At 57.4% G+C, this 19,333-nt stretch carries 17 protein-coding genes; 9 read left to right on the forward strand and 8 right to left on the reverse strand.

Features of this window, described 5'->3' with window-relative positions:
* Nucleotides 1–75: 75 nt before the first annotated feature.
* From BC777_RS18390 to BC777_RS18415, 6 genes are all read right to left on the reverse strand, one after another.
* A complete protein-coding gene (locus BC777_RS18390) occupies nucleotides 76–1,461 on the reverse strand; it encodes a 3'-5' exonuclease (RefSeq protein WP_100369668.1) in 1,386 nt (461 codons plus the stop codon).
* A gap of 1 nt (nucleotide 1,462) precedes the next feature.
* The gene (locus BC777_RS18395) at nucleotides 1,463–1,984 is read right to left on the reverse strand and encodes a hypothetical protein (protein ID WP_100369669.1); all 522 of its coding nucleotides are present in this window, start codon (nucleotides 1,982–1,984) and stop codon (nucleotides 1,463–1,465) included.
* Between the two features lie 24 nt (nucleotides 1,985–2,008).
* The gene (locus BC777_RS18400) at nucleotides 2,009–3,835 is read right to left on the reverse strand and encodes a DUF294 nucleotidyltransferase-like domain-containing protein (protein ID WP_100369670.1); all 1,827 of its coding nucleotides are present in this window, start codon (nucleotides 3,833–3,835) and stop codon (nucleotides 2,009–2,011) included.
* A gap of 58 nt (nucleotides 3,836–3,893) precedes the next feature.
* Entirely contained in the window at nucleotides 3,894–5,693 is a 1,800-nt protein-coding gene (locus BC777_RS18405) for a sodium:solute symporter family protein (RefSeq protein WP_100369671.1), read from the reverse strand.
* Nucleotides 5,694–5,697: 4 nt separating this feature from the next.
* Complete coding sequence (locus BC777_RS18410) at nucleotides 5,698–5,979, reverse strand: DUF4212 domain-containing protein (protein ID WP_100369672.1); 282 nt, start codon at nucleotides 5,977–5,979, stop codon at nucleotides 5,698–5,700.
* A 397-nt stretch (nucleotides 5,980–6,376) separates the two neighbouring features.
* Nucleotides 6,377–7,624, reverse strand: coding sequence for a UbiH/UbiF/VisC/COQ6 family ubiquinone biosynthesis hydroxylase (locus BC777_RS18415; protein WP_100369673.1), 1,248 nt, complete (start codon nucleotides 7,622–7,624; stop codon nucleotides 6,377–6,379).
* Nucleotides 7,625–7,668: 44 nt separating this feature from the next.
* On the opposite strand from BC777_RS18415, the gene BC777_RS18420 reads away from it, so the two are divergent.
* Nucleotides 7,669–8,997, forward strand: a complete 1,329-nt coding sequence (locus BC777_RS18420) for an amidase (protein WP_100369674.1) — start codon at nucleotides 7,669–7,671, stop codon at nucleotides 8,995–8,997.
* Here the strand turns inward: BC777_RS18420 and BC777_RS18425 are convergent.
* Nucleotides 8,994–9,443, reverse strand: coding sequence for an ACT domain-containing protein (locus BC777_RS18425; RefSeq protein ID WP_100369675.1), 450 nt, complete (start codon nucleotides 9,441–9,443; stop codon nucleotides 8,994–8,996). The genes BC777_RS18420 and BC777_RS18425 overlap by 4 nt on opposite strands.
* 117 nt (nucleotides 9,444–9,560) lie before the next feature.
* Between BC777_RS18425 and BC777_RS18430 the strand changes: the two genes are divergently transcribed.
* The 4 genes from BC777_RS18430 to BC777_RS18445 all read left to right on the forward strand — a co-directional run bounded on the left by BC777_RS18430 (nucleotide 9,561) and on the right by BC777_RS18445 (nucleotide 15,078).
* Nucleotides 9,561–10,760 (forward strand): aminotransferase class I/II-fold pyridoxal phosphate-dependent enzyme, encoded by a 1,200-nt coding sequence (locus BC777_RS18430; protein ID WP_245834481.1) that lies wholly within the window; start codon nucleotides 9,561–9,563, stop codon nucleotides 10,758–10,760.
* Nucleotides 10,761–10,771: 11 nt separating this feature from the next.
* Nucleotides 10,772–13,654, forward strand: coding sequence for a DNA translocase FtsK (locus BC777_RS18435; RefSeq protein WP_100369676.1), 2,883 nt, complete (start codon nucleotides 10,772–10,774; stop codon nucleotides 13,652–13,654).
* Nucleotides 13,655–13,729: 75 nt separating this feature from the next.
* Nucleotides 13,730–14,137, forward strand: coding sequence for a universal stress protein (locus BC777_RS18440; protein WP_100369677.1), 408 nt, complete (start codon nucleotides 13,730–13,732; stop codon nucleotides 14,135–14,137).
* A gap of 38 nt (nucleotides 14,138–14,175) precedes the next feature.
* On the forward strand, nucleotides 14,176–15,078 hold the full coding sequence (locus BC777_RS18445) for a DMT family transporter (RefSeq protein ID WP_100369678.1): 903 nt from the start codon (nucleotides 14,176–14,178) through the stop codon (nucleotides 15,076–15,078).
* A gap of 2 nt (nucleotides 15,079–15,080) precedes the next feature.
* Here BC777_RS18445 and BC777_RS18450 read toward each other — a convergent pair whose 3' ends face one another.
* Complete coding sequence (locus tag BC777_RS18450) at nucleotides 15,081–15,653, reverse strand: hypothetical protein (RefSeq protein ID WP_168769220.1); 573 nt, start codon at nucleotides 15,651–15,653, stop codon at nucleotides 15,081–15,083.
* Nucleotides 15,654–16,079: 426 nt separating this feature from the next.
* Between BC777_RS18450 and rpsL the strand changes: the two genes are divergently transcribed.
* From rpsL to BC777_RS18470, 4 genes are all read left to right on the forward strand, one after another.
* Nucleotides 16,080–16,451 (forward strand): 30S ribosomal protein S12, encoded by a 372-nt coding sequence (gene rpsL, locus BC777_RS18455; RefSeq protein WP_008232574.1) that lies wholly within the window; start codon nucleotides 16,080–16,082, stop codon nucleotides 16,449–16,451.
* 12 nt (nucleotides 16,452–16,463) lie between these two features.
* Nucleotides 16,464–16,934 carry a 30S ribosomal protein S7 gene (gene rpsG, locus BC777_RS18460; protein ID WP_100369680.1) on the forward strand — a complete coding sequence of 157 codons (471 nt, stop codon included), beginning with the start codon at nucleotides 16,464–16,466 and terminating at the stop codon, nucleotides 16,932–16,934.
* 15 nt (nucleotides 16,935–16,949) lie between these two features.
* Nucleotides 16,950–19,067, forward strand: a complete 2,118-nt coding sequence (gene fusA, locus BC777_RS18465) for an elongation factor G (RefSeq protein WP_100369681.1) — start codon at nucleotides 16,950–16,952, stop codon at nucleotides 19,065–19,067.
* Nucleotides 19,068–19,156: 89 nt separating this feature from the next.
* Nucleotides 19,157–19,333 (forward strand): GTP-binding protein (locus tag BC777_RS18470; protein WP_245834379.1); only part of this gene is annotated, 177 nt, incomplete at its 3' end.

Below are 19,333 nucleotides of genomic sequence, written 5' to 3' on the forward strand. Positions count from 1 at the left end.
CCCCTTGATCTTCCTCTCTCTCTATAGCCGATTGCCGGGCCGCCCCAGATGGGCCGCCGGGCACTTTGCGCTGCTTTATGCGTGCACCTCAAGAATGCGGCGATGCTTGAGCGCTTCTTTACGCACTTCAGCAAACGTCTGGAATCCCCGTGCTTCGAGGATGGGCAAGAGGGCGGCAAAAGCCTTGGCGGTTGCCATCGCATCGCCCAATGCAGTGTGCCGCAAGTCTTCAGGAATAATGACCTCAAGCCTGTCGCACAGGGCATCCAGCGTATGCACCGCCGATCCGCCAAAGACGATGGCTGACAAATGCACCGTGTCCATCACGGCGTTCTGGAAAGTCGTTTCACCACGGTTGAGAAACGCCATGTCGAATGGTGCGTTATGGGCTACAAGAACAGCATCTGCCGCATAGCTTTGGAAGCTCTCGCGGACGACGCCAAACGCGGGTGCGTCTGAGACCATTTCGTCAGTAATCCCATGCACTTTGGTTGATTGCGCAGGAATAGGTCGCCCCGGATTAACGAGCGCGTCAAACGTCTCTGAGGTGATGACCCGCCCGTTTACGATCCGCACGGCACCCAATTGCACAACATCATCTTTCTGCGGGTCAAGCCCGGTGGTTTCGCTGTCAAACACAACGAACGTCAGATCGCGCAGGGCGGTTTCGGTGATGTCGGTGGCTGGCACCTGATCGAATAGATCAAAGTCATAGACCAAGGGGCGCGCTGCATCCGGGTCCAGCGGTTCAAGCATCACCATATACCCGCTGTTGTCGTCAAAGACACGGATGTGGCCAGAGTAAATCGCCTCCGACTTACCCTTGATGGTGATCGGGCGGCGCATCTCTTTTTGCTTTTTCATCTTGGCGAGCGTGGCGTGCAATGTGCCTTCATCCAGATAGTCACAGACCGAGGCGTTCAATCGGGCGGGTGCCTCGTTCTCCATCAGGTCGGCGGCCTGCCCGTCATAGAGCACGATTTGGTCGTCCTGCGTCGCGACGATCACTGCGACGGGTATATCCGACAGGATGCGCAAAAGCTGCGCGCGCTGACGTTCGAGGCGGGCGGTCTTTTGCGCCACGGTTTCGGCTGTGGCCAGCGATGCTTGGCCCAGCTTGTCGCTGATCGCGCAAGCGGCAGGGGCAAGGTCACCAAGGTATCGGGCGGCTTTTTCATCCAGCGTGGTCTCAATGCCGGAATCCGCGCGCACCCGGATTTGTGCGGCTAACGCTTCGATGGGTTTGCTGATGTTTTCGTCGAACAACCGCCAGACAAAGGTGACCAGCGCCAAAACGCCCAGAAACGCGACAACCCCGACGGTCGTGAAAGACGAAAACGCTTCTGGCATCCCCAGTTGCCGATACCCCAGAACCAATGCGCCAAGAATAACGACACCGCCTCCGATGCCGATGAGGCCAAAGAAGAGGAAGACGCGCAAGCGCAGACTAAGGTGGGTCATGTTACGTCTCCTCGCAGGCGACCTTCAGCAGAGGGTCGGTCGCTTCAAGCGGGAACCACGTTGCGTCAGTTACTGTGCCATCTTCGGCAAAGATGATCCCATCAACCACATCGGCGCGGCGGCTTTCGGCGCAGTCGAACAGCATGGGCACTTTGGCGGTGCGCGTCCAGCGACCGTAAAACACCAGATCAACAAGGCGTTGGTCAGGTTGGTTGGGATGCGTGCGGGTGCTTTGCTGGTCCACCGCCACATAGCGCGAAACGAATGGCGCGGTGTAGGTCCACGGACGGTAAAACGCGGTTTCTTCGATTGTTTGCGCGACGACCATGCCTTGGGGCATGGTGGCCACGGTCCGGTCGTACCAGCTGTATTCGCTGCTGATCGTCGCAGCGAGCATCGCAGCACCCGCCGACGCCGGGATCAGCCATTTCGGCAGTCGCCCTTTCAGCGTTCTGTTTAACGCCCACACCAGCAACGCGGCGGTAGCGCCGGCCACGATGGTGCCGATCAATTCGAAAAACATCAGGTCTCCTCCCTGTTTTTCATGTTAGCCCAAAACGCCGCGTCCCTGCATCAAGGCCGATTGCATTGTTTTGATCACCACGAACGCATCGCGCAAGTGGCTGCGTTCAAAGGCGGACAGGTCCGCTGGTGGTAAGAAATTATCCGGCGCTTTGCCCTGTTTGATCTGGCGGGCCTGATGCTCCAGCCGTGTTTGGGCGACCAGATCGTAGGCGTCCAGCAGGTCACGCCCGCCGCTTTCGCTGATGACGCGGCCCGCGATAGCCGCTTGTAAACGCGCGCGGGTATTGACCGGGACAAGCTGACCTTGCAGGGCATACATGCGGCCAAGGTCCACTACGGGTACGACGCCGCTGAGTTTCATATCCACCGTATTGCGGTTCTCGCCTGAACGGATGGTCGCCAGCCCTTTGAGCATCCCCAGCGGTGTGCCGTGGGTCAGCGCGTTGGTGGCCATATGGGCGGTAAAGATCGAATTGGCGGCGGAAGCTTTGAGCGTTTCCGCCTGCAGCCCATCAAACAGACTAAAGTCGCCCCCGATGGGCCGCAAATCGAACATGACCGAGGCCAGCATCTGCGCCTCTTTGCCGGGACTTCTGATCCAGTGCTGGAAGTAGTCGTGCCAAACTGAAACGGGCTGCCGCCAGCGCGGGTTCGTCGCCATCATGTCGCCGGGGCAGTAGACGTATCCGCAGGCGTCCAAGCCGTCGCTGACGAATTGCGCGAAAGGTTCAAAGTAAGCCAGTTCTTTCTCGCTCAGATCGTCCTCCAAAATCAGGCAATTGTCCTGATCGGACACCCCCGTTTGTTCCTGCCGCCCTTGGCTCCCGCAAGCGAGCCAGACATAGCGGGCCGGGGGTGGGCCGTATTTATCTTCCGCTAACGCCAGCAAGCGCCGGGTCACGACGTCCGCAATATCGGTGATCATGCGTGTGACGACATCGTGCCGGTTGCCGGCAGAGACCAGTTGGACCAGCAGGTTGGGGATGCGTTTGGTGACGGCGGTAAGGTCATCAACGGTCTTGGCGCGCGCGGCCTCGGACACGAAGCCAGCGGTGTTGGACGCCTGAAAACGCGTCAAGTCGGTTTGGGTGACAATCCCCACCAGCTTGCCCGCCTCGACGATAGGCAGGTGGCCCAAGCGGTATTCCATCATCATATGCAGCACGTCAGAGCCGATGGCCGATCGCGACAGAACCCGAGGGTCGGGTGTCATGATTTCGCTGACCGGCGTGTCATGGGCCAACCCTTGGGCCAGTGCTTTGCCGGACAGATCACGGATGGTCAGAATACCTGTCAGCTTCTTCTTCTCGACCACGCAAAGGCAGGAAATGCGATCTTCCTGCATCTTTCGCGCAGCGTCTTGGATGGTCATGGTTGGTGCGCAGGTCACCGGGTTCGGCACCATCAGCGTTTCGACCTGCACGCGTGTCAGGTCAAACTGGCTGAGTGCATCTGTTGTCTCTGCCTCGCGGGTCCGGTCAAAGAAGCGGCGATAGGCCTTGTGGTCCGCGCGCAGCTTGTGGAACACGGGGGGTGGAATACAGATCAGGCGCGCATCCTCTTGCGCACGGGCGGAGGTCACGGCGATGCCGCCCTTCATCAGCCCACGTTCGCCGAAGGAGTTTTCGCGCCCAAGCTGTGAAATCTGGTTTTCGTTTTCGTCGCGGATTGTGACTTGACCGCTTTCGATGATGAACAGACCGTCAAGTTCTTCGCCAAGGTCATATATCGCTGTACCCTTGGGATACGTCCGAAACATCACCTCTTTCCACAACGCATGAAACGCCCGCTCAGGCAGGGCGTCGTAAGGGTGCAGTTGTTTGAGGAAGGCAAGTGCTGTGTCGGCCATTCAGATGCCTCGCAATAACGGAGATGGGCCAGCAACATGCGCTGCTGGCCCGCTTGTCCTAGTGATCGACGGCACCACCGGCACCCGCGGGGATCCGGACGCTTTCGACGAGTTCCTTGATCTCTTGCGGCGTGTCTTTGGTCATCAACGAGACACCGTAGGCGACACCAAAGTTGATCAAAGCACCGATCGCGCCGATCGCAGTGGACTGAATCCCGAAGAGGGAGCCATCAACGGTGTCGGGGAAGGAATTCGTTTCGGCGATGAACAGCCACCCCTTGTGCAGGAAGATGTAGACCAGTGTGAAGATCAGACCCGACAGCATCCCGCAAACAGCGCCCACGTTGTTCACGCGCTTTGAGAAGATACCCATCATCAAGGCGGGGAAGATCGACGCTGCCGCCAGACCAAAGGCCAGCGCCACGGTTTGCGCGGCAAAGCCCGGGGGATTCAATCCAAGGACTGTTGCCACGGCGATGGCGACTGCCATGGCGATACGGGCTGACAGTAGTTCTGCCTTTTCAGACATGTTTGGTGTCAGTTGCCCTTTCAGCAAGTCGTGGCTGACCGCAGAGGAAATCGCCAGAAGCAGACCGGCAGCCGTGGACAGCGCTGCCGCCAGACCACCAGCGGCCACCAGACCGATCACCCAACCCGGCAGGTTGGCAATTTCCGGGTTCGCGAGCACAAGGATGTCACGGTTGAAGTTGGTCAACTCATTGCCTTCCCAACCGTTTGCAGCAGCCGTTTCAGCCATCGCATCGGTCTCGTCGTTGTAGTATTGGATCAGGCCGTCGCCGTTCTTGTCTTCCCAATCAAGAAGACCGGTTTTCTGCCATGTCAGCATCCAGTCGTACTCTGGTGCGGTTTCAATCGTTTGCACTGATACCGGCTCACCCGACGTTCCGTTTGGCCACATCAGTTCGGTGATGTTCAGGCGCGCCATGGCACCAACAGCAGGGGCTGTGAGGTACAACAAAGCGATGAACACCAGCGCCCAACCGGCAGACCAACGTGCGTCAGACACTTTTGGCACGGTGAAGAAGCGCATGATGACGTGCGGCAGACCCGCCGTACCGATCATCAGCGACAGCGTGAAAAGAACCATGTTGAGGTTGTCTTTATGTGCCTCAGTATAGCTTGCAAAACCAAGGTCGGTGACGATCTGATCAAGCTTGGTTAGCAGGTAAACACTGCCTTCCGCCCCTGTCGATGCGGTCTCAGAGAACAGACCCAGCGCCGGGATTGGGGTGCCTGTCAGCTGTAGTGAGATGAACACAGCAGGGATCGTGTAGGCCATGATCAGCACGACGTATTGCGCCACTTGGGTGTAAGTCACACCTTTCATGCCGCCAAACACCGCATAGGCGAAAACCACGGCAGCACCGATCAGCAGACCAGCCGTATTCGAGATTTCAAGGAAGCGGCCAAAGGCTACGCCCACACCCGTCATCTGACCGATCACGTAAGTGACCGAGGCCACGATCAGACAGATCACAGCAACCATGCGCGCTGTTGGGGAATAGAAACGATCACCGATAAATTCGGACACGGTGAATTTGCCAAACTTGCGCAGGTAAGGTGCCAGTAGCAGTGCCAACAACACATAGCCACCCGTCCAACCCATCAGATAGGTGGAGTTGTCATAGCCTGTGAAAGCGATCAGACCCGCCATCGAGATGAAAGATGCCGCAGACATCCAGTCTGCCGCGGTGGCCATGCCGTTGGTGACAGGGTGTACACCCCGGCCCGCAGCATAGAATTCTGACGTGGACCCCGCACGGGCCCAAATCGCGATGCCGATGTAGAGCGCGAAGGATGCGCCGACAAACAGCAAATTGATGGTAAACTGTTCCATGCGATCAGTCCTCCTCTACGCCGTATTCGCGATCGAGCTTGTTCATCCGCCAAGCGTAGAAAAAGATCAGCGCGAGAAAGACAAGGATAGAGCCTTGTTGGGCAAACCAGAACCCAAGGTCAGTGCCGCCCACAGCGATGCCGGACAGCATCGGGCGCAGCAGGATGCCAAAACCAAAGGACACGACGGCCCATATGACGAGGCTGACCAGAATGATGCGGACATTGGCCTTCCAATAGTCCGCCCCAGCCTTTGCAGCCCTTGCGTTTGTTGTTTCCTCTGCCATGTGGTGCTCCTCCTTATTGTATTGCTATCTGAGGTGTGGGCGCCTGTGGGCGGCAACCACACTGTGTTTGCGCGGCGCGGCGGTCACCTATCCCGACCAGCGCGCCACTAATAGATTTGTAAATTTATTCTATTGTATACAGAAAGAACTTTTCGCAACTATATGAACATGCTTGATTTTAATGTAAATAAAATTACAATCTACATGGGCGATATGTTAATATTGCGATATCTGCCGCAATTTCGCCTTATTCAACAGTGCTTTGGTGTCATTTACGTGTTGCTGGTTGCGATGCGTAATGGTGTCTTGTTCGCATAGTCAAAGCGCGCAACACATGCGTTGCGCGTGGTTTTCTGCCCCGCGCGCTTGTGAACGACCGCCGATTCGACGCGTGCGGTTAGCCACGCATCAAGCGGGGCAAGTCTCCGGTCAGCCCGGCCGCTTCGCGGATGACCGTGCGCCGCAACCCCGGTGCGGCATTGACCAACCCCATGCCAATGTCGCGCGCGGCGCGTAGCAACGGGTTGTCGTTCGAAAAGAGCCTGTTGAACGTATCGGTCGCCAATGCCAGCGTCGTTGTGTCAAACCGCCGCCATTGCTGATAGCGCGCGAGCACCTGCGCGCCGCCAATGTCTTCGCCCCGTCCGCGTGCGTTTTCGAGCACATCTGCCAAGGCCGCTACATCGCGCAGGCCGGCGTTCAGCCCCTGTCCGGCAATAGGGTGCACGCCGTGGGCGGCGTCACCGATCAAGGCCACGCGGTCGGCAATAAAGCTGTTGGCCAGCGTGAGGCCGAGGGGATAGCTGAACCGCGCGCCAGTGAGGCTGATCTGCCCGAGGAAGCTGCCAAAGGCGGGGCGCAGGGCGGTCAGAAAATCTGTATCACTCATCGCCATGAGGGCCTGCGCCCGCGTGTCAGTCTCGCTCCAGACGATGGAACTGCGGTCTTGGGTCAGGGGCAGGATGGCCAGCGGACCACCCGGCATGAAGAACTGATGCGCGATGCCGCCGTGTGGTTTTTCATGCTTGACCGCGCAGACGACGGCTGTTTGCCCATAGCCCCAGCCGGTACGCTTGATCCCGGCACGTTCCGCCGTGCCACTTTTGCGTCCATCGGAACCAATCAGAAGCTTGCCGGAGATGTCTTTGCCAGAGGCAAGTGTAACTGTGGCCTCGGCTGCATCCACCGACTGCGCCACAACCGTTTCACCAGACAGATGGGTGATCCGTTTGTCTTTCGCCATCGCATCAAGGAAGGCGCGCCGCAGGTGCCGGTCTTCGACCATGTAGCCCATAGGAGCTTCTTCGATTTCGGCATGGTCAAAGTGCATCATCCAAGGCGAAGGCCCTTCACCTGCGCGCCCGTCGGTGACTTTTATCTCCAGCATCGGCTGGGCCTTGTCGCTGATCTTGGGCCAGACGCCGATCCCGCGCAGCAGCCGCATGGACGCGTGGGCGAGCGCATATGACCGCCCGTCGAAGTTGACGCGCTTGCGGGTGTCCAGCGGCAAGCTGTCGATGATGGTCACTGTGAAACCGGCTTGCGCTGCGGCCAGTGCCAAGGCGGGTCCGTTCAGGCCGCCGCCAACGATGATCAGGTCTGTGTTCATACGTCGCAATATGCGCGCCCGGGCGGGATTGTCCATGCGCCTCATGGCCGCTACCGTCATGCGCGAACCGGGAGAATGACATGCAAGACTGGCGATGGATGACAGCCGCGGACCTAGGGCGCGGGATTGGGGCAGGGGACATTGATCCTGTTGCGCTGACAGAGGTGTATCTGGACGCTATCGACGCCCATGAATTCCGCGACCGGATTTATGCGCGCGTGACGCATGAGCGGGCACGCGCCGAGGCAAAGGCGGCATCAGAACGTGCAAAAGCGGGCCTGCGCCGTGGGCCGTTGGATGGTGTGCCTGTGTCATGGAAAGATTTGTTCGATACGGCTGGTATAGGGACAGAAGCCGGGACGGCGTTGATGGCAGGTCGTGTGCCCGAGCATGACGCAGTGGTGTTGCAGGCTGGAACGGCTGCGGGGCTGGTTTGTCTAGGTAAAACGCATATGTCCGAGATTGCCTTTTCCGGGCTGGGCCTGAACCCGATCACCGCGACGCCCCCGTGCGTGAATGATCATGATGCCGTGCCAGGCGGGTCGTCGTCCGGGGCCGCGGCCTCGGTCGCGTTTGGATTGGCCGCCGCTGGGATCGGCTCTGATACGGGCGGGTCGGTGCGGATACCGTCAGCTTGGAATGATCTGGTGGGGTTGAAGACGACGCATGGGCGGTTGTCCTTGGATGGGGTCGTGCCGCTGTGTTTGACCTTTGATACGGTCGGGCCTTTGTGCCGCTCGGTCGAGGATGCCAACCTGTTGTTGGCGATCTTGGAGGGTGGAAAGCTTGCGGATTTGACTGGTAACTCCCTCGAAGGTGTCCGTCTGATGGTGCTGGATACGATTGTGCCCGACGATGTGCGCGAGGCCCCGCGCGCGGCGTTTGAAGGGGCCGTGGCGCGCCTGAAAGCGGCGGGCGCGCAGATCGAACATCGCTACTTTGCGCAGTTCTTTGATGCTTTCGCGCAGGCAGGTAACCTTTATGCCGCCGACAGCTATGGCTGGTGGCGTGATCTGGTCGAGGCGCATCCCGAAAAAATGTTCCCGCAGATTTTGGAACGGGTGCGGGGAGGCAGATCGGTTGGCGGGGCCGACTATTGCGCAGGCTGGAACCTGCTGCGCGACATCCGCAAACAGTACCATGCCGAGACTGCGCAATTCGACGCGGTGATCATGCCAACAGCGCCGATCCTGCCGCCCAATGCGGAGCGGTTGTTGAACGATGACGACTACTACAAATCCGAGAATCTGTTGGCGCTGCGCAACACGCGGGTCGCGAACCTGATGGATGTGTGTTCGGTGACGCTGCCGACTGGGGTGCCGTCGTGTGGGATCATGCTGAATGGGCAAAATGGGACAGAGGAGGCGTTGTTAAGAGTCGCTGCTGCAGCGGAGCGGGCGCTAGCCTAAGCTTTGTTCGCCGCGCGTTGTTGCAATGCCGTAAGCACTGCCATTGCTTGATCGCACTTATCCGCAGGCACGAATACATGGTCGTGGTGGCAGGCAGCGACCATGTTGCACGGAATGTCATGTTCGCCCAAAGCTGATGACACTGCTGCCGTCAGCCCCACGCCTTCAAGCGAGGAATAGACGTTGAGCGTGATGCACTTCATCGGCACGGATGTATCATCGGCAAAGGCCGCGGGTACCAGCATCGAAAGGCCTTCAGCTTCTTTGAATGTGCCTACGGCTTCGGGCGATAGTTTGGCAATCAAGCCCGCGTCTTGCGTCGAGATGAAGGCATACTCGCCCGGTTGAACCTCAGGCGACATATTTGGAATCATATCGTCAGCACTGGATGCAATTGTTGGCAATTGATCTTTGTCCCCTTTTGATAGTGAATGATTGCAGCCCATGACCAATGCCGCAACCCTTAGGTAACTGGCCAAAAAGCCACAAAAACCCCCTGACCTGCCCCTTCTTCTGGACAGGCCCGCCTCTCCCGCGCTAGTTTGTAAAAAAGCCGGGCGCAAATGATCCGGCGTATTGAGGCAGTTATGGTATTTCCTGAGCGGTTTTCGGACCTTCCGGCAGCGACGTGGCCACGCTTGCGTGCACTATTGGACGTGCCGACGAAAGCGTCCGAGACGATCAACATGACGATTGGCGAACCGCGCCATGCGTTTCCTGCGTTTGTGGGGGATATTCTGGCGGAAAATCTGGCCGGATTTGGCAACTATCCTGACAACAACGGGCAAGAGCCTTTGTTGACCGCGATTGGTGGGTTTTTGAACCGTCGTTACGGGCTGGATGTGCCCAACGCACAAATCCTGACCCTCAATGGCACCCGCGAGGGGCTTTATAATGCGGCGATGGCGCTTTGCCCCGAAGAAAAGAACAGCAAGCCTGTTATTCTGACCCCCAATCCGTTTTACCCGGTCTATGCAGTGGCGGCCCTTTCGGTTGCCGCGGAACCTGTCTTTGTGCCTGCGACCGAAGCGACCGGGCATTTACCGGATTACCATGCGCTCCCAGCGGATGTGCTGGACCGAACTGCGATTGCCTATGCTTGTTCGCCAGCCAATCCGCAGGGCGCGGTTGCCAGTAAAGACTACTGGCGTGACCTGATCGCGTTGGCCGAGAAGCATGATTTCATCATCTTCGCCGATGAATGCTATTCCGAGATTTACCGCAAGACGCCACCACCGGGTGCTTTGCAAGTCGCGACCGAGATGGGTGCCGATCCTGAGCGGGTGATGATTTTTCATTCTCTGTCCAAGCGGTCAAACCTGCCCGGTTTGCGCTCTGGCTTTTGTGCCGGTGGTCCGCAGTCTATCGCCCGGATGCGTCAGTTGCGGGCGTTTGCCGGTACGCCGCTGCCCGCACCTTTGCAGGCGGTCGCGACGGCCGTCTGGGATGATGAGGCGCATGTTGTGGAAAACCGTGCCCTGTATCATCGCAAGTATGAGATTGCGGACGATATTCTGGGTCACGTCGCTGGCTACAAATCCCCCGAGGCGGGGTTCTTTTTGTGGTTGCCTGTCGCGGACGGTGAAACGGCAGCCGTCAAGCTGTGGCAGGACACCGGCGTGCGTGTGCTGCCCGGTGCCTACCTAAGCAAAGAGACAGACGGGCATAGCCCCGGCAAGAATTACATTCGGGTCGCCATGGTGGCCCCAACACAAGAAATGCAGCGCGGTCTGACCTTGATCCGCGACTGTTTGTACGATTGAGGAATAGCAGTATGGCATCTTACCAATCCCGGCGGCGCGACCCGCTTTTGGACAGCACAACGCAGGCAGCGATTGAAAAACGCACCAAAGAGCTTTTGGGCCTTGGTCTGATTTTCGTCGGCCTGCTGATTGCCGCGATGGTGGGCAGTTATTCCCCCAACGATCCAAGCTGGATTTCCGCGACGGATGCCCCTGTGCAGAACTGGCTGGGGCATTTTGGCGCTTCGGCTGCAGCACCCTTGATGATGGTCATTGGTCTGGGCATCTGGGTTGTGCCTGTCGTGTTGCTGACATGGGGTGCCCGCTTTGTGCTGCATCATGGGCAGGAACGCGCCATTGGTCGTTTGATTTTCGCCCCCGTTGCAATCATTTTGGCCTCGGTGCATGCCGCGACCTTGACCCCCGGCCTGTCTTGGCCTGCTAACTTTGGTTTGGGTGGCCTGTTTGGCGATACTGTTCTGGGGGTGATCCTGACGGTTGTGCCGTTGGGCCCGATTTTTGGGGTGAAGCTTTTTTCCTTGCTGACGGGTGTGGGGCTGCTTGCGCTGATGGCGTTTGTGTTGGGCTTTACCAAGCCTGAGATGAGGGTTGCAGGGCGCTTCATCTTGCTTGGTACGGTGATGCTTTATGCGACGCTATTGCGCCTTCTGGGCAAAGGGGCTGCGATGTCAGCACAAGCCGCTCAGGGCATGAACGCGACTGTTCAGGCACGGCGTGAACAGTTCGCTGAAACGCGTGCAGCGCGCAAAGACGAGCCTGTTTTCGAAGATGCTTTCACTGTGCCGCCATTGCAGGAAGACCCCCGCACCCGCGCCGCAGCGGTTGTGCGTGCCAACCCTGTTGTCCCAACGAGTGAACCGCCGTTGACCGCACCTAAGATGCCACCCGCCCCGCCGCTTTCTGCACCTGCGCGGACCCCAACACCTGAACCGCAGGCTGGGTTCTTGTCCGGGTTGCTTAAGCGTAATGAGGCGATGCCTGAACCAGAGTTGGTGACGCCCGAGCCTGTTGCTGATGCGCTGCCTGCGGATACTGATCGCGTGAGTGCGCGTATTGCGGATGCAATCAAGAGCCGCTCGGTGCCGCCATCGCCTACGGGTGTGCGGATTGAACCATCGTTGACTGCAGGTCGCGGTCCTGCGCCATTGGTGTTTGAGCCGTTGGATGAGGATGAACCACTGGTCGAGGGCATCGAAGAGGCCCCGCGTATGGCAGCGCCACATACGCCGATCCCAGAGGTCAATGTGCCTACGCCGCCCAGCATGGCCCCGGCACCAGAGCCGCGCAGTGTGGTGCAGCACCCGCCGAAACGGGCGCCTGCGCCGTCGCGTCAGGCCAAGGCCGAGGCGCAGCCTGCGCTGAAGTTTGAAGATAAATATGCGTCCTACGAGCATCCGCCGCTGGGCCTGCTGTCGAACCCGATCGATATTCAGCGCCATCATCTGAGTGATGAAGCGTTAGAAGAAAACGCCCGCATGCTGGAAAGCGTGCTGGATGACTATGGCGTGAAGGGCGAGATCGTCTCTGTCCGTCCGGGTCCTGTGGTCACGATGTACGAACTGGAGCCTGCACCCGGTTTGAAGGCCTCTCGTGTCATTGGTTTGTCGGATGACATCGCCCGTTCGATGTCGGCCCTCTCTGCACGTGTCTCCACCGTGCCCGGCCGGTCCGTTATTGGTATCGAATTGCCAAATGAGAATCGTGAGAAGGTCGTCTTGCGCGAGATCTTGTCCCACCGTGACTTCGGCGACGGCAATCAGAAACTACCATTGGCGCTGGGCAAAGATATCGGCGGTGATCCGATTGTGGCGAACCTTGCCAAGATGCCTCACCTGTTGATCGCTGGTACGACGGGTTCGGGTAAATCCGTGGCGATCAACACGATGATCCTGTCGCTGCTTTACAAGCTGACGCCGGAAGAATGCCGGATGATCATGATTGACCCCAAGATGCTGGAACTTTCCGTCTATGACGGCATTCCGCATCTTCTGTCGCCCGTTGTGACTGACCCCAAAAAGGCGGTTGTTGCCCTGAAATGGGTCGTGGGCGAAATGGAAGAACGCTATCGCAAAATGTCCAAGATGGGCGTGCGTAACATTGATGGTTTCAATGGCCGGGTGAAAGATGCGCTGGCCAAGAATGAGATGTTCAGCCGGACGGTGCAGACCGGGTTTGACGATGAAACCGGTGACCCGATCTTTGAAACCGAAGAGTTCCAGCCGGAAATCCTGCCTTACATCGTCGTTATCGTAGATGAGATGGCCGACCTGATGATGGTTGCGGGCAAGGAGATCGAAGCCTGTATTCAGCGCCTCGCACAGATGGCGCGGGCATCGGGTATTCACCTGATCATGGCCACACAGCGTCCATCTGTGGATGTCATTACCGGCACGATCAAGGCGAACTTCCCCACCCGGATTTCTTTCCAAGTGACCTCAAAAATCGACAGCCGCACGATTTTGGGTGAAATGGGGGCCGAACAACTGTTGGGCATGGGTGACATGCTTTATATGGCTGGTGGCTCCAAGATCACCCGCGTGCATGGGCCGTTCGTAAGCGATGAAGAGGTTGAGGAGATCGTCAACCATCTGAAAGGCTTTGGTCCGCCTGAGTATATGTCAGGCGTTGTTGAAGGCCCGGCTGATGATCAGGAAAGCAGCATTGATCTGGTGCTGGGTCTTGGTGATGGATCCGATAGCGAAAACGCGCTGTATGACACCGCTGTGGCGATTGTGATCAAGGATCGCAAATGTTCCACCTCTTACATCCAGCGCAAACTGGCGATCGGCTATAACAAAGCCGCGCGTCTGGTGGAGCAGATGGAAGATGAAGGTGTTGTGAGTTCGGCGAACCATGTTGGCAAGCGCGAGATTTTGGTGCCGGAGCAGCATTAGAAAAGAGTGACGTAGATCAAAGCGCGAGGGCGGTCATTGGAATAGTCTTGGGACAACCAAAGAAGGAAGTCTCAGATGTACAAGAATATCCTCGTTCCCGTTTCATACGAAGCTGACCGGAACGCACAAGGTGCCATGGAGATTGCCAAGGCACTTTGTACGGAGGGCGGTTCAATCACCTGCCTTCATGTGATGGAGCAATTGCCAAAATATGCCACTGAATATCTGCCGGAAGGTCATCTGGAAGCAGCCAAAGCCAATATCGTCGCGAGCCTGAAAGCGCTGGTGGAAGGTGTTGACGGTGCCACCACCCGCGTTGTCGAAGGCCATTCCTCCCGCACTATTCTGACCCATGCCGATAATAACGATATTGATCTGATCATCGTGGCCAGTCACCAGCCCGGTATGCAGGATTATCTATTAGGGTCGACTGCGGCCAAGGTGGTAAGACACGCGAAATGCGCGGTGCATGTTTTGCGCTAGCACTGGCCTTGCCAAGAGCACGCTGATACGCCTCAGCAATGCCAGTTCTTTCAGACAATATGCGCGGTGCGCTTTTCATGATGGGTGCGATGTGCGCCTACACGGTCAACGACGCGTTCATGAAGGCCTTGTCTGATGAAATTCCGTTGTTTCAGGCGATCTTTTTTCGCGGTGTCGGCGCCGTCATTTTTCTGGCGCTGATGTGCCGGGTGCTGGGCCAGCTACGATTTCGGTTTGCGGTGCGTGACTGGGGCTTTCTTTTGCTGCGCACGGCGGGTGAGTTGGGTGGCACGTTCTTTTTCCTGACGGCCCTGTTCAATATGCCTATCGCCAATGTCAGTGCGATTTTGCAGGTGCTGCCCCTGAGCGTGAGCCTTGCCGCCGCCTTGTTTTTGGGCGAGGCGCTGGGCTGGCGCCGGTTGACGGCGATTTTTGTGGGCTTTGTCGGTGTGATCCTGATCATTCAACCCGGTGGCGCGGACTTCAGTATCTACAGCCTTTATGCCGTTGGTGCGGTCGCTTGCATCACGATGCGTGACATCGCCGTGCGCCGCATGTCGCGCGAGGTGCCGTCTGTGTTTGTGGCCTTGGTCGCCGCCGTGGGTGTGACCTGCCTTGGTGGCGTTGGGTCGCTGTTTATCAACTGGCAGCCCTTTACCGTCACATCGGGTCTGCAGCTGGCAGGTGCGATGAGTTTTCTGATTTTTGGTTATATCGCCTCGGTGAGTGCGATGCGTTCTGGCGAAATCGGGTTTGTCGCCCCGTTCCGTTATACCAGCCTGCTGGTGGCGCTGGTGCTGGGTGTGCTGGTCTTTGGTGAATGGCCCAATGCGCTGGCGCTTGCGGGGGGTGCTGTTGTTGTGGCGACGGGACTTTTCACCCTTTACCGCGAGACGCAGTTGAAGGTCCGGCACAGTGTTGTACCGGACCGGGTTAGATAGGCTTAGTCGGCGGTGCCGAAAAAGACGCCATCAACGTTCATATCGAAATCGCCCCGCGCGGTGCCTTCGGCTGACCCAAAGACCGCGTCACCATTGTCGAAATCATCGTAAACATCGCCGTCCAGCGTCAGCAGCATCTGGCTGTCCACCTCGAACCCATCGTTATCCACGCCGGTGATTTCACCCGATGCAAAGGCATCCAGCCGCCCGCTGCTTTCCACCCCGTCGATATCAAGCCTGCCGTCGAAACGCTGGTTTGGCATGCCGTTGGGATCAATCAGGTTGATGTTGGTCACGCTGCCATCAATGTCATTATCGGCAAAATCAACCCGCATGGTCATGTCGCCAAGGATGCTGCCTTGCGCATCACCGCTGACATCTGCGCCGAGTTGACCGGTGTAGGTGACCGCTCCGGTTGGCAGGTTCGCGGTGGCGGTGAGTGGCAGGTTGCTGATTTCTGTGGCTTCGTCAAAGGCCCGGTTTACATCCGAAGCGCTGATTGTGGGTTCATTGGGTGTCGTCGCACAGGCTGACAGAGCGGCCAGCGTGATGATGCTGAGTGTGATCCGGGTCATGGGGGTTTCCATCTTGATGGGTTTCATGGGGTGGCGTGGGGTTGACGCCTTGGGATCAACAGGTGGGGCAGGGCACCGCTGTTAAGCAATAAAAGCTCTTTGTTATAGGATATCGGTTGGTATTATTGGGGTGATCGGCAGAAGTGCAGTAATGCTGCAATTGGTCTTTCGGCCTGCTGTTGACAGGCTCAAAGACTCCCCCTATACGCCGCTCATCCGGGCTGAGGGGGAACCCTCGCCGTCCCGATATCATACCACGTCGTGGCCAAGAACCGAGCGCTTTTATAGCTTTGTTCCTCTGGAGCTCACCGCACCGAACCTCCGGTAAGGGTTCGACTGCGGAATTTTTGTGCTTTCCGAATTGGAAGCATTTTTGAAACCCGCGTTTGCCGGACGCAACATGTGAATAGATGGGAACATCAAACGATGCCAACGATTCAGCAGCTGATCCGCAAGCCGCGCCAGCCAAAAGTCACAAAGTCGAAGTCGCAGCATATGGAAGGCTGCCCTCAAAAACGCGGCGTCTGTACGCGCGTTTATACAACGACACCTAAGAAGCCGAACTCGGCCATGCGTAAGGTTGCCAAAGTGCGCCTGACAAACGGTTTTGAGGTCATCAGCTACATCCCAGGTGAAAGCCACAACCTTCAGGAACACTCAGTGGTTCTGATCCGTGGCGGCCGTGTCAAAGACCTTCCAGGTGTGCGTTACCACATCCTGCGCGGTGTGCTTGATACACAAGGTGTCAAAGACCGTAAGCAACGCCGTTCGAAGTACGGCGCGAAGCGTCCTAAGTAAGGAAGAGATTAGATGTCACGTCGTCACGCCGCTGAAAAACGCGAAGTCCTGCCAGACGCCAAGTTTGGTGATCTGGTTCTGACAAAATTCATGAACAACCTGATGGTTGACGGTAAGAAATCCGTCGCCGAACGGATCGTCTACAACGCCTTTGACCGCGTTGAAGACAAGTTGAAGAAGTCCCCGGTTGAGGTCTTCCACGAGAGCCTTGATAACATCAAGCCAGCCGTCGAAGTGCGTTCGCGCCGCGTTGGTGGTGCGACATATCAGGTGCCTGTTGAAGTGCGCCCCGAGCGCCGCGAAGCACTGGCCATCCGCTGGTTGATCGCTGCTGCGAAAAAGCGCAACGAAAACACAATGGAAGAGCGTCTTGCAGGCGAGCTGATGGATGCGGTCAACGGCCGCGGCACAGCCGTTAAGAAACGTGAAGACACTCACAAGATGGCCGACGCGAACAAAGCGTTCAGCCACTACCGCTGGTAATAGGAAAGTATCAAGATGGCACGCGAGTACCCCCTCGATCTATACCGCAACTTCGGCATCATGGCGCACATCGACGCCGGTAAGACGACATGCTCTGAGCGTATCCTGTACTATACAGGTAAAGAGCATAACATCGGCGAAGTGCACGATGGTGCGGCGACCATGGACCACATGGAGCAAGAGCAAGAGCGCGGCATTACAATCACATCCGCTGCGACAACCACATTCTGGGAACGCACAGAAGATGGTGAAACTGCCGACAGCCCAAAGCACCGCCTGAACATCATCGACACACCCGGCCACGTTGACTTCACAATCGAAGTTGAGCGTTCCTTGGCTGTGCTTGACGGTGCTGTATGTGTTCTTGACGCCAACGCTGGTGTTGAGCCGCAGACAGAAACTGTATGGCGTCAGGCTGACCGCTACAAAGTTCCGCGTATGGTTTTCGTCAACAAGATGGATAAAATTGGCGCTGACTTCTTCAAATGTGTCGAAATGGTCGAAGACCGCACAGGCGCACGCGCACTGCCAATCGCATTCCCAATTGGTGCGGAAACCGAGCTGGAAGGCCTGGTTGACCTCGTCACCATGGAAGAGTGGTTGTGGCAGGGTGAAGACCTTGGTGCATCTTGGACCAAAGCTCCTATCCGCGACAGCCTGCAGGCAACTGCGGCTGAATGGCGCGAAAAGCTGATCGAAGGTGCGGTTGAGCAGGACGACGATGCAATGGAAGCGTATCTGGAAGGCAACGAGCCTGACGTCGCAACCCTGCGCAGCTTGATCCGCAAGGCGACACTGAACATGTCTTTCGTACCTGTTCTGGGTGGCTCTGCGTTCAAGAACAAAGGTGTTCAGCCACTGCTGAACGCTGTTGTTGACTACCTGCCAAGCCCGCTCGACGTGGTTGACTATATGGGCTTTAAGCCCGGCGACGAAGACGAAGTGCGTAACATCGCCCGCCGTGCGGACGATGACATGGCGTTCTCTGCGCTGGCGTTTAAAATCTGGAACGACCCGTTTGTTGGTTCGCTGACATTCACACGGATCTACTCTGGTAAGCTGGAAAAGGGTGATACCTTTCTGAACTCCACCAAAGGCAAAAAAGAACGTGTTGGCCGTATGATGATCATGCACTCCAACGACCGTGATGAAATCTCGGAAGCGTTTTCTGGCGATATTATCGCGCTGGGCGGCCTGAAGGACACAACGACAGGTGACACTTTGTGTTCCGTTGCCGAGCCTGTGGTTCTTGAAACAATGACGTTCCCTGATCCCGTGATCGAGATCGCCGTTGAGCCAAAGACAAAGGGTGACCAGGAAAAGATGGGCATCGCGTTGCAGCGTCTGTCTGCCGAGGATCCTTCCTTCCGCGTGGAAACTGACCTTGAAAGCGGTCAGACCATCATGAAGGGCATGGGCGAATTGCACCTCGACATTCTTGTCGACCGCATGAAGCGTGAGTTCAAAGTTGAGGCGAACATCGGTGCGCCGCAAGTGGCCTATCGTGAGACTATCGGCCACGAAGTTGAACACACCTATACCCACAAGAAGCAATCTGGTGGGTCTGGTCAATTCGGCGAAGTGAAGATGATCATTTCCCCGACAGAGCCGGGCGAAGGATATTCGTTTGAAAGCCGCATCGTCGGTGGTTCTGTGCCCAAGGAATACATCCCGGGCGTTGAAAAAGGTATCCTGTCTGTCATGGATAACGGCCCGTTGGCTGGCTTCCCCGTGATCGACTTTAAGGTGGCTTTGATCGACGGTAAGTTCCACGATGTTGACTCGTCCATCATGGCGTTCGAAATCGCAGCCCGTATGTGTATGCGTGAAGGTATGCGCAAGGCTGGTGCGAAACTGCTTGAGCCCATCATGAAGGTCGAGGTGATCACACCTGAAGAATACACCGGTGGCATCATCGGTGACCTGACATCGCGTCGGGGTCAGGTGCAGGGTCAGGACACTCGCGGTAACGCCATTGCAATCGACGCAATGGTGCCGTTGGCGAATATGTTCGGCTACATCAACACGCTGCGTTCCATGTCGAGCGGTCGCGCGCAGTTTACGATGCAGTTTGACCACTACGAGCCAGTGCCAAGCAACATCTCGGAAGAGATCCAAGCGAAATACGCATAAGCGGTGCGGCGGGGCAGGCCCCGCCCTACCACCACAACCCGTAGGGTGGGTGAAACCCACCGCCCCGATAAAATTGAAGGAGGCCTCTCATGGCTAAGGAAAAGTTTGAACGTAACAAGCCGCACGTGAACATTGGCACGATTGGCCACGTTGACCACGGCAAGACGACGCTGACAGCGGCGATCACGAAGTACTTTGGTGACTTCCAGGCCTATGACCAGATCGACGGCGCGCCCGAAGAAAAAGCCCGTGGTATCACGATCTCG

This window comes from Yoonia maricola (genome assembly GCF_002797915.1).
Taxonomy (GTDB): domain Bacteria; phylum Pseudomonadota; class Alphaproteobacteria; order Rhodobacterales; family Rhodobacteraceae; genus Yoonia; species Yoonia maricola.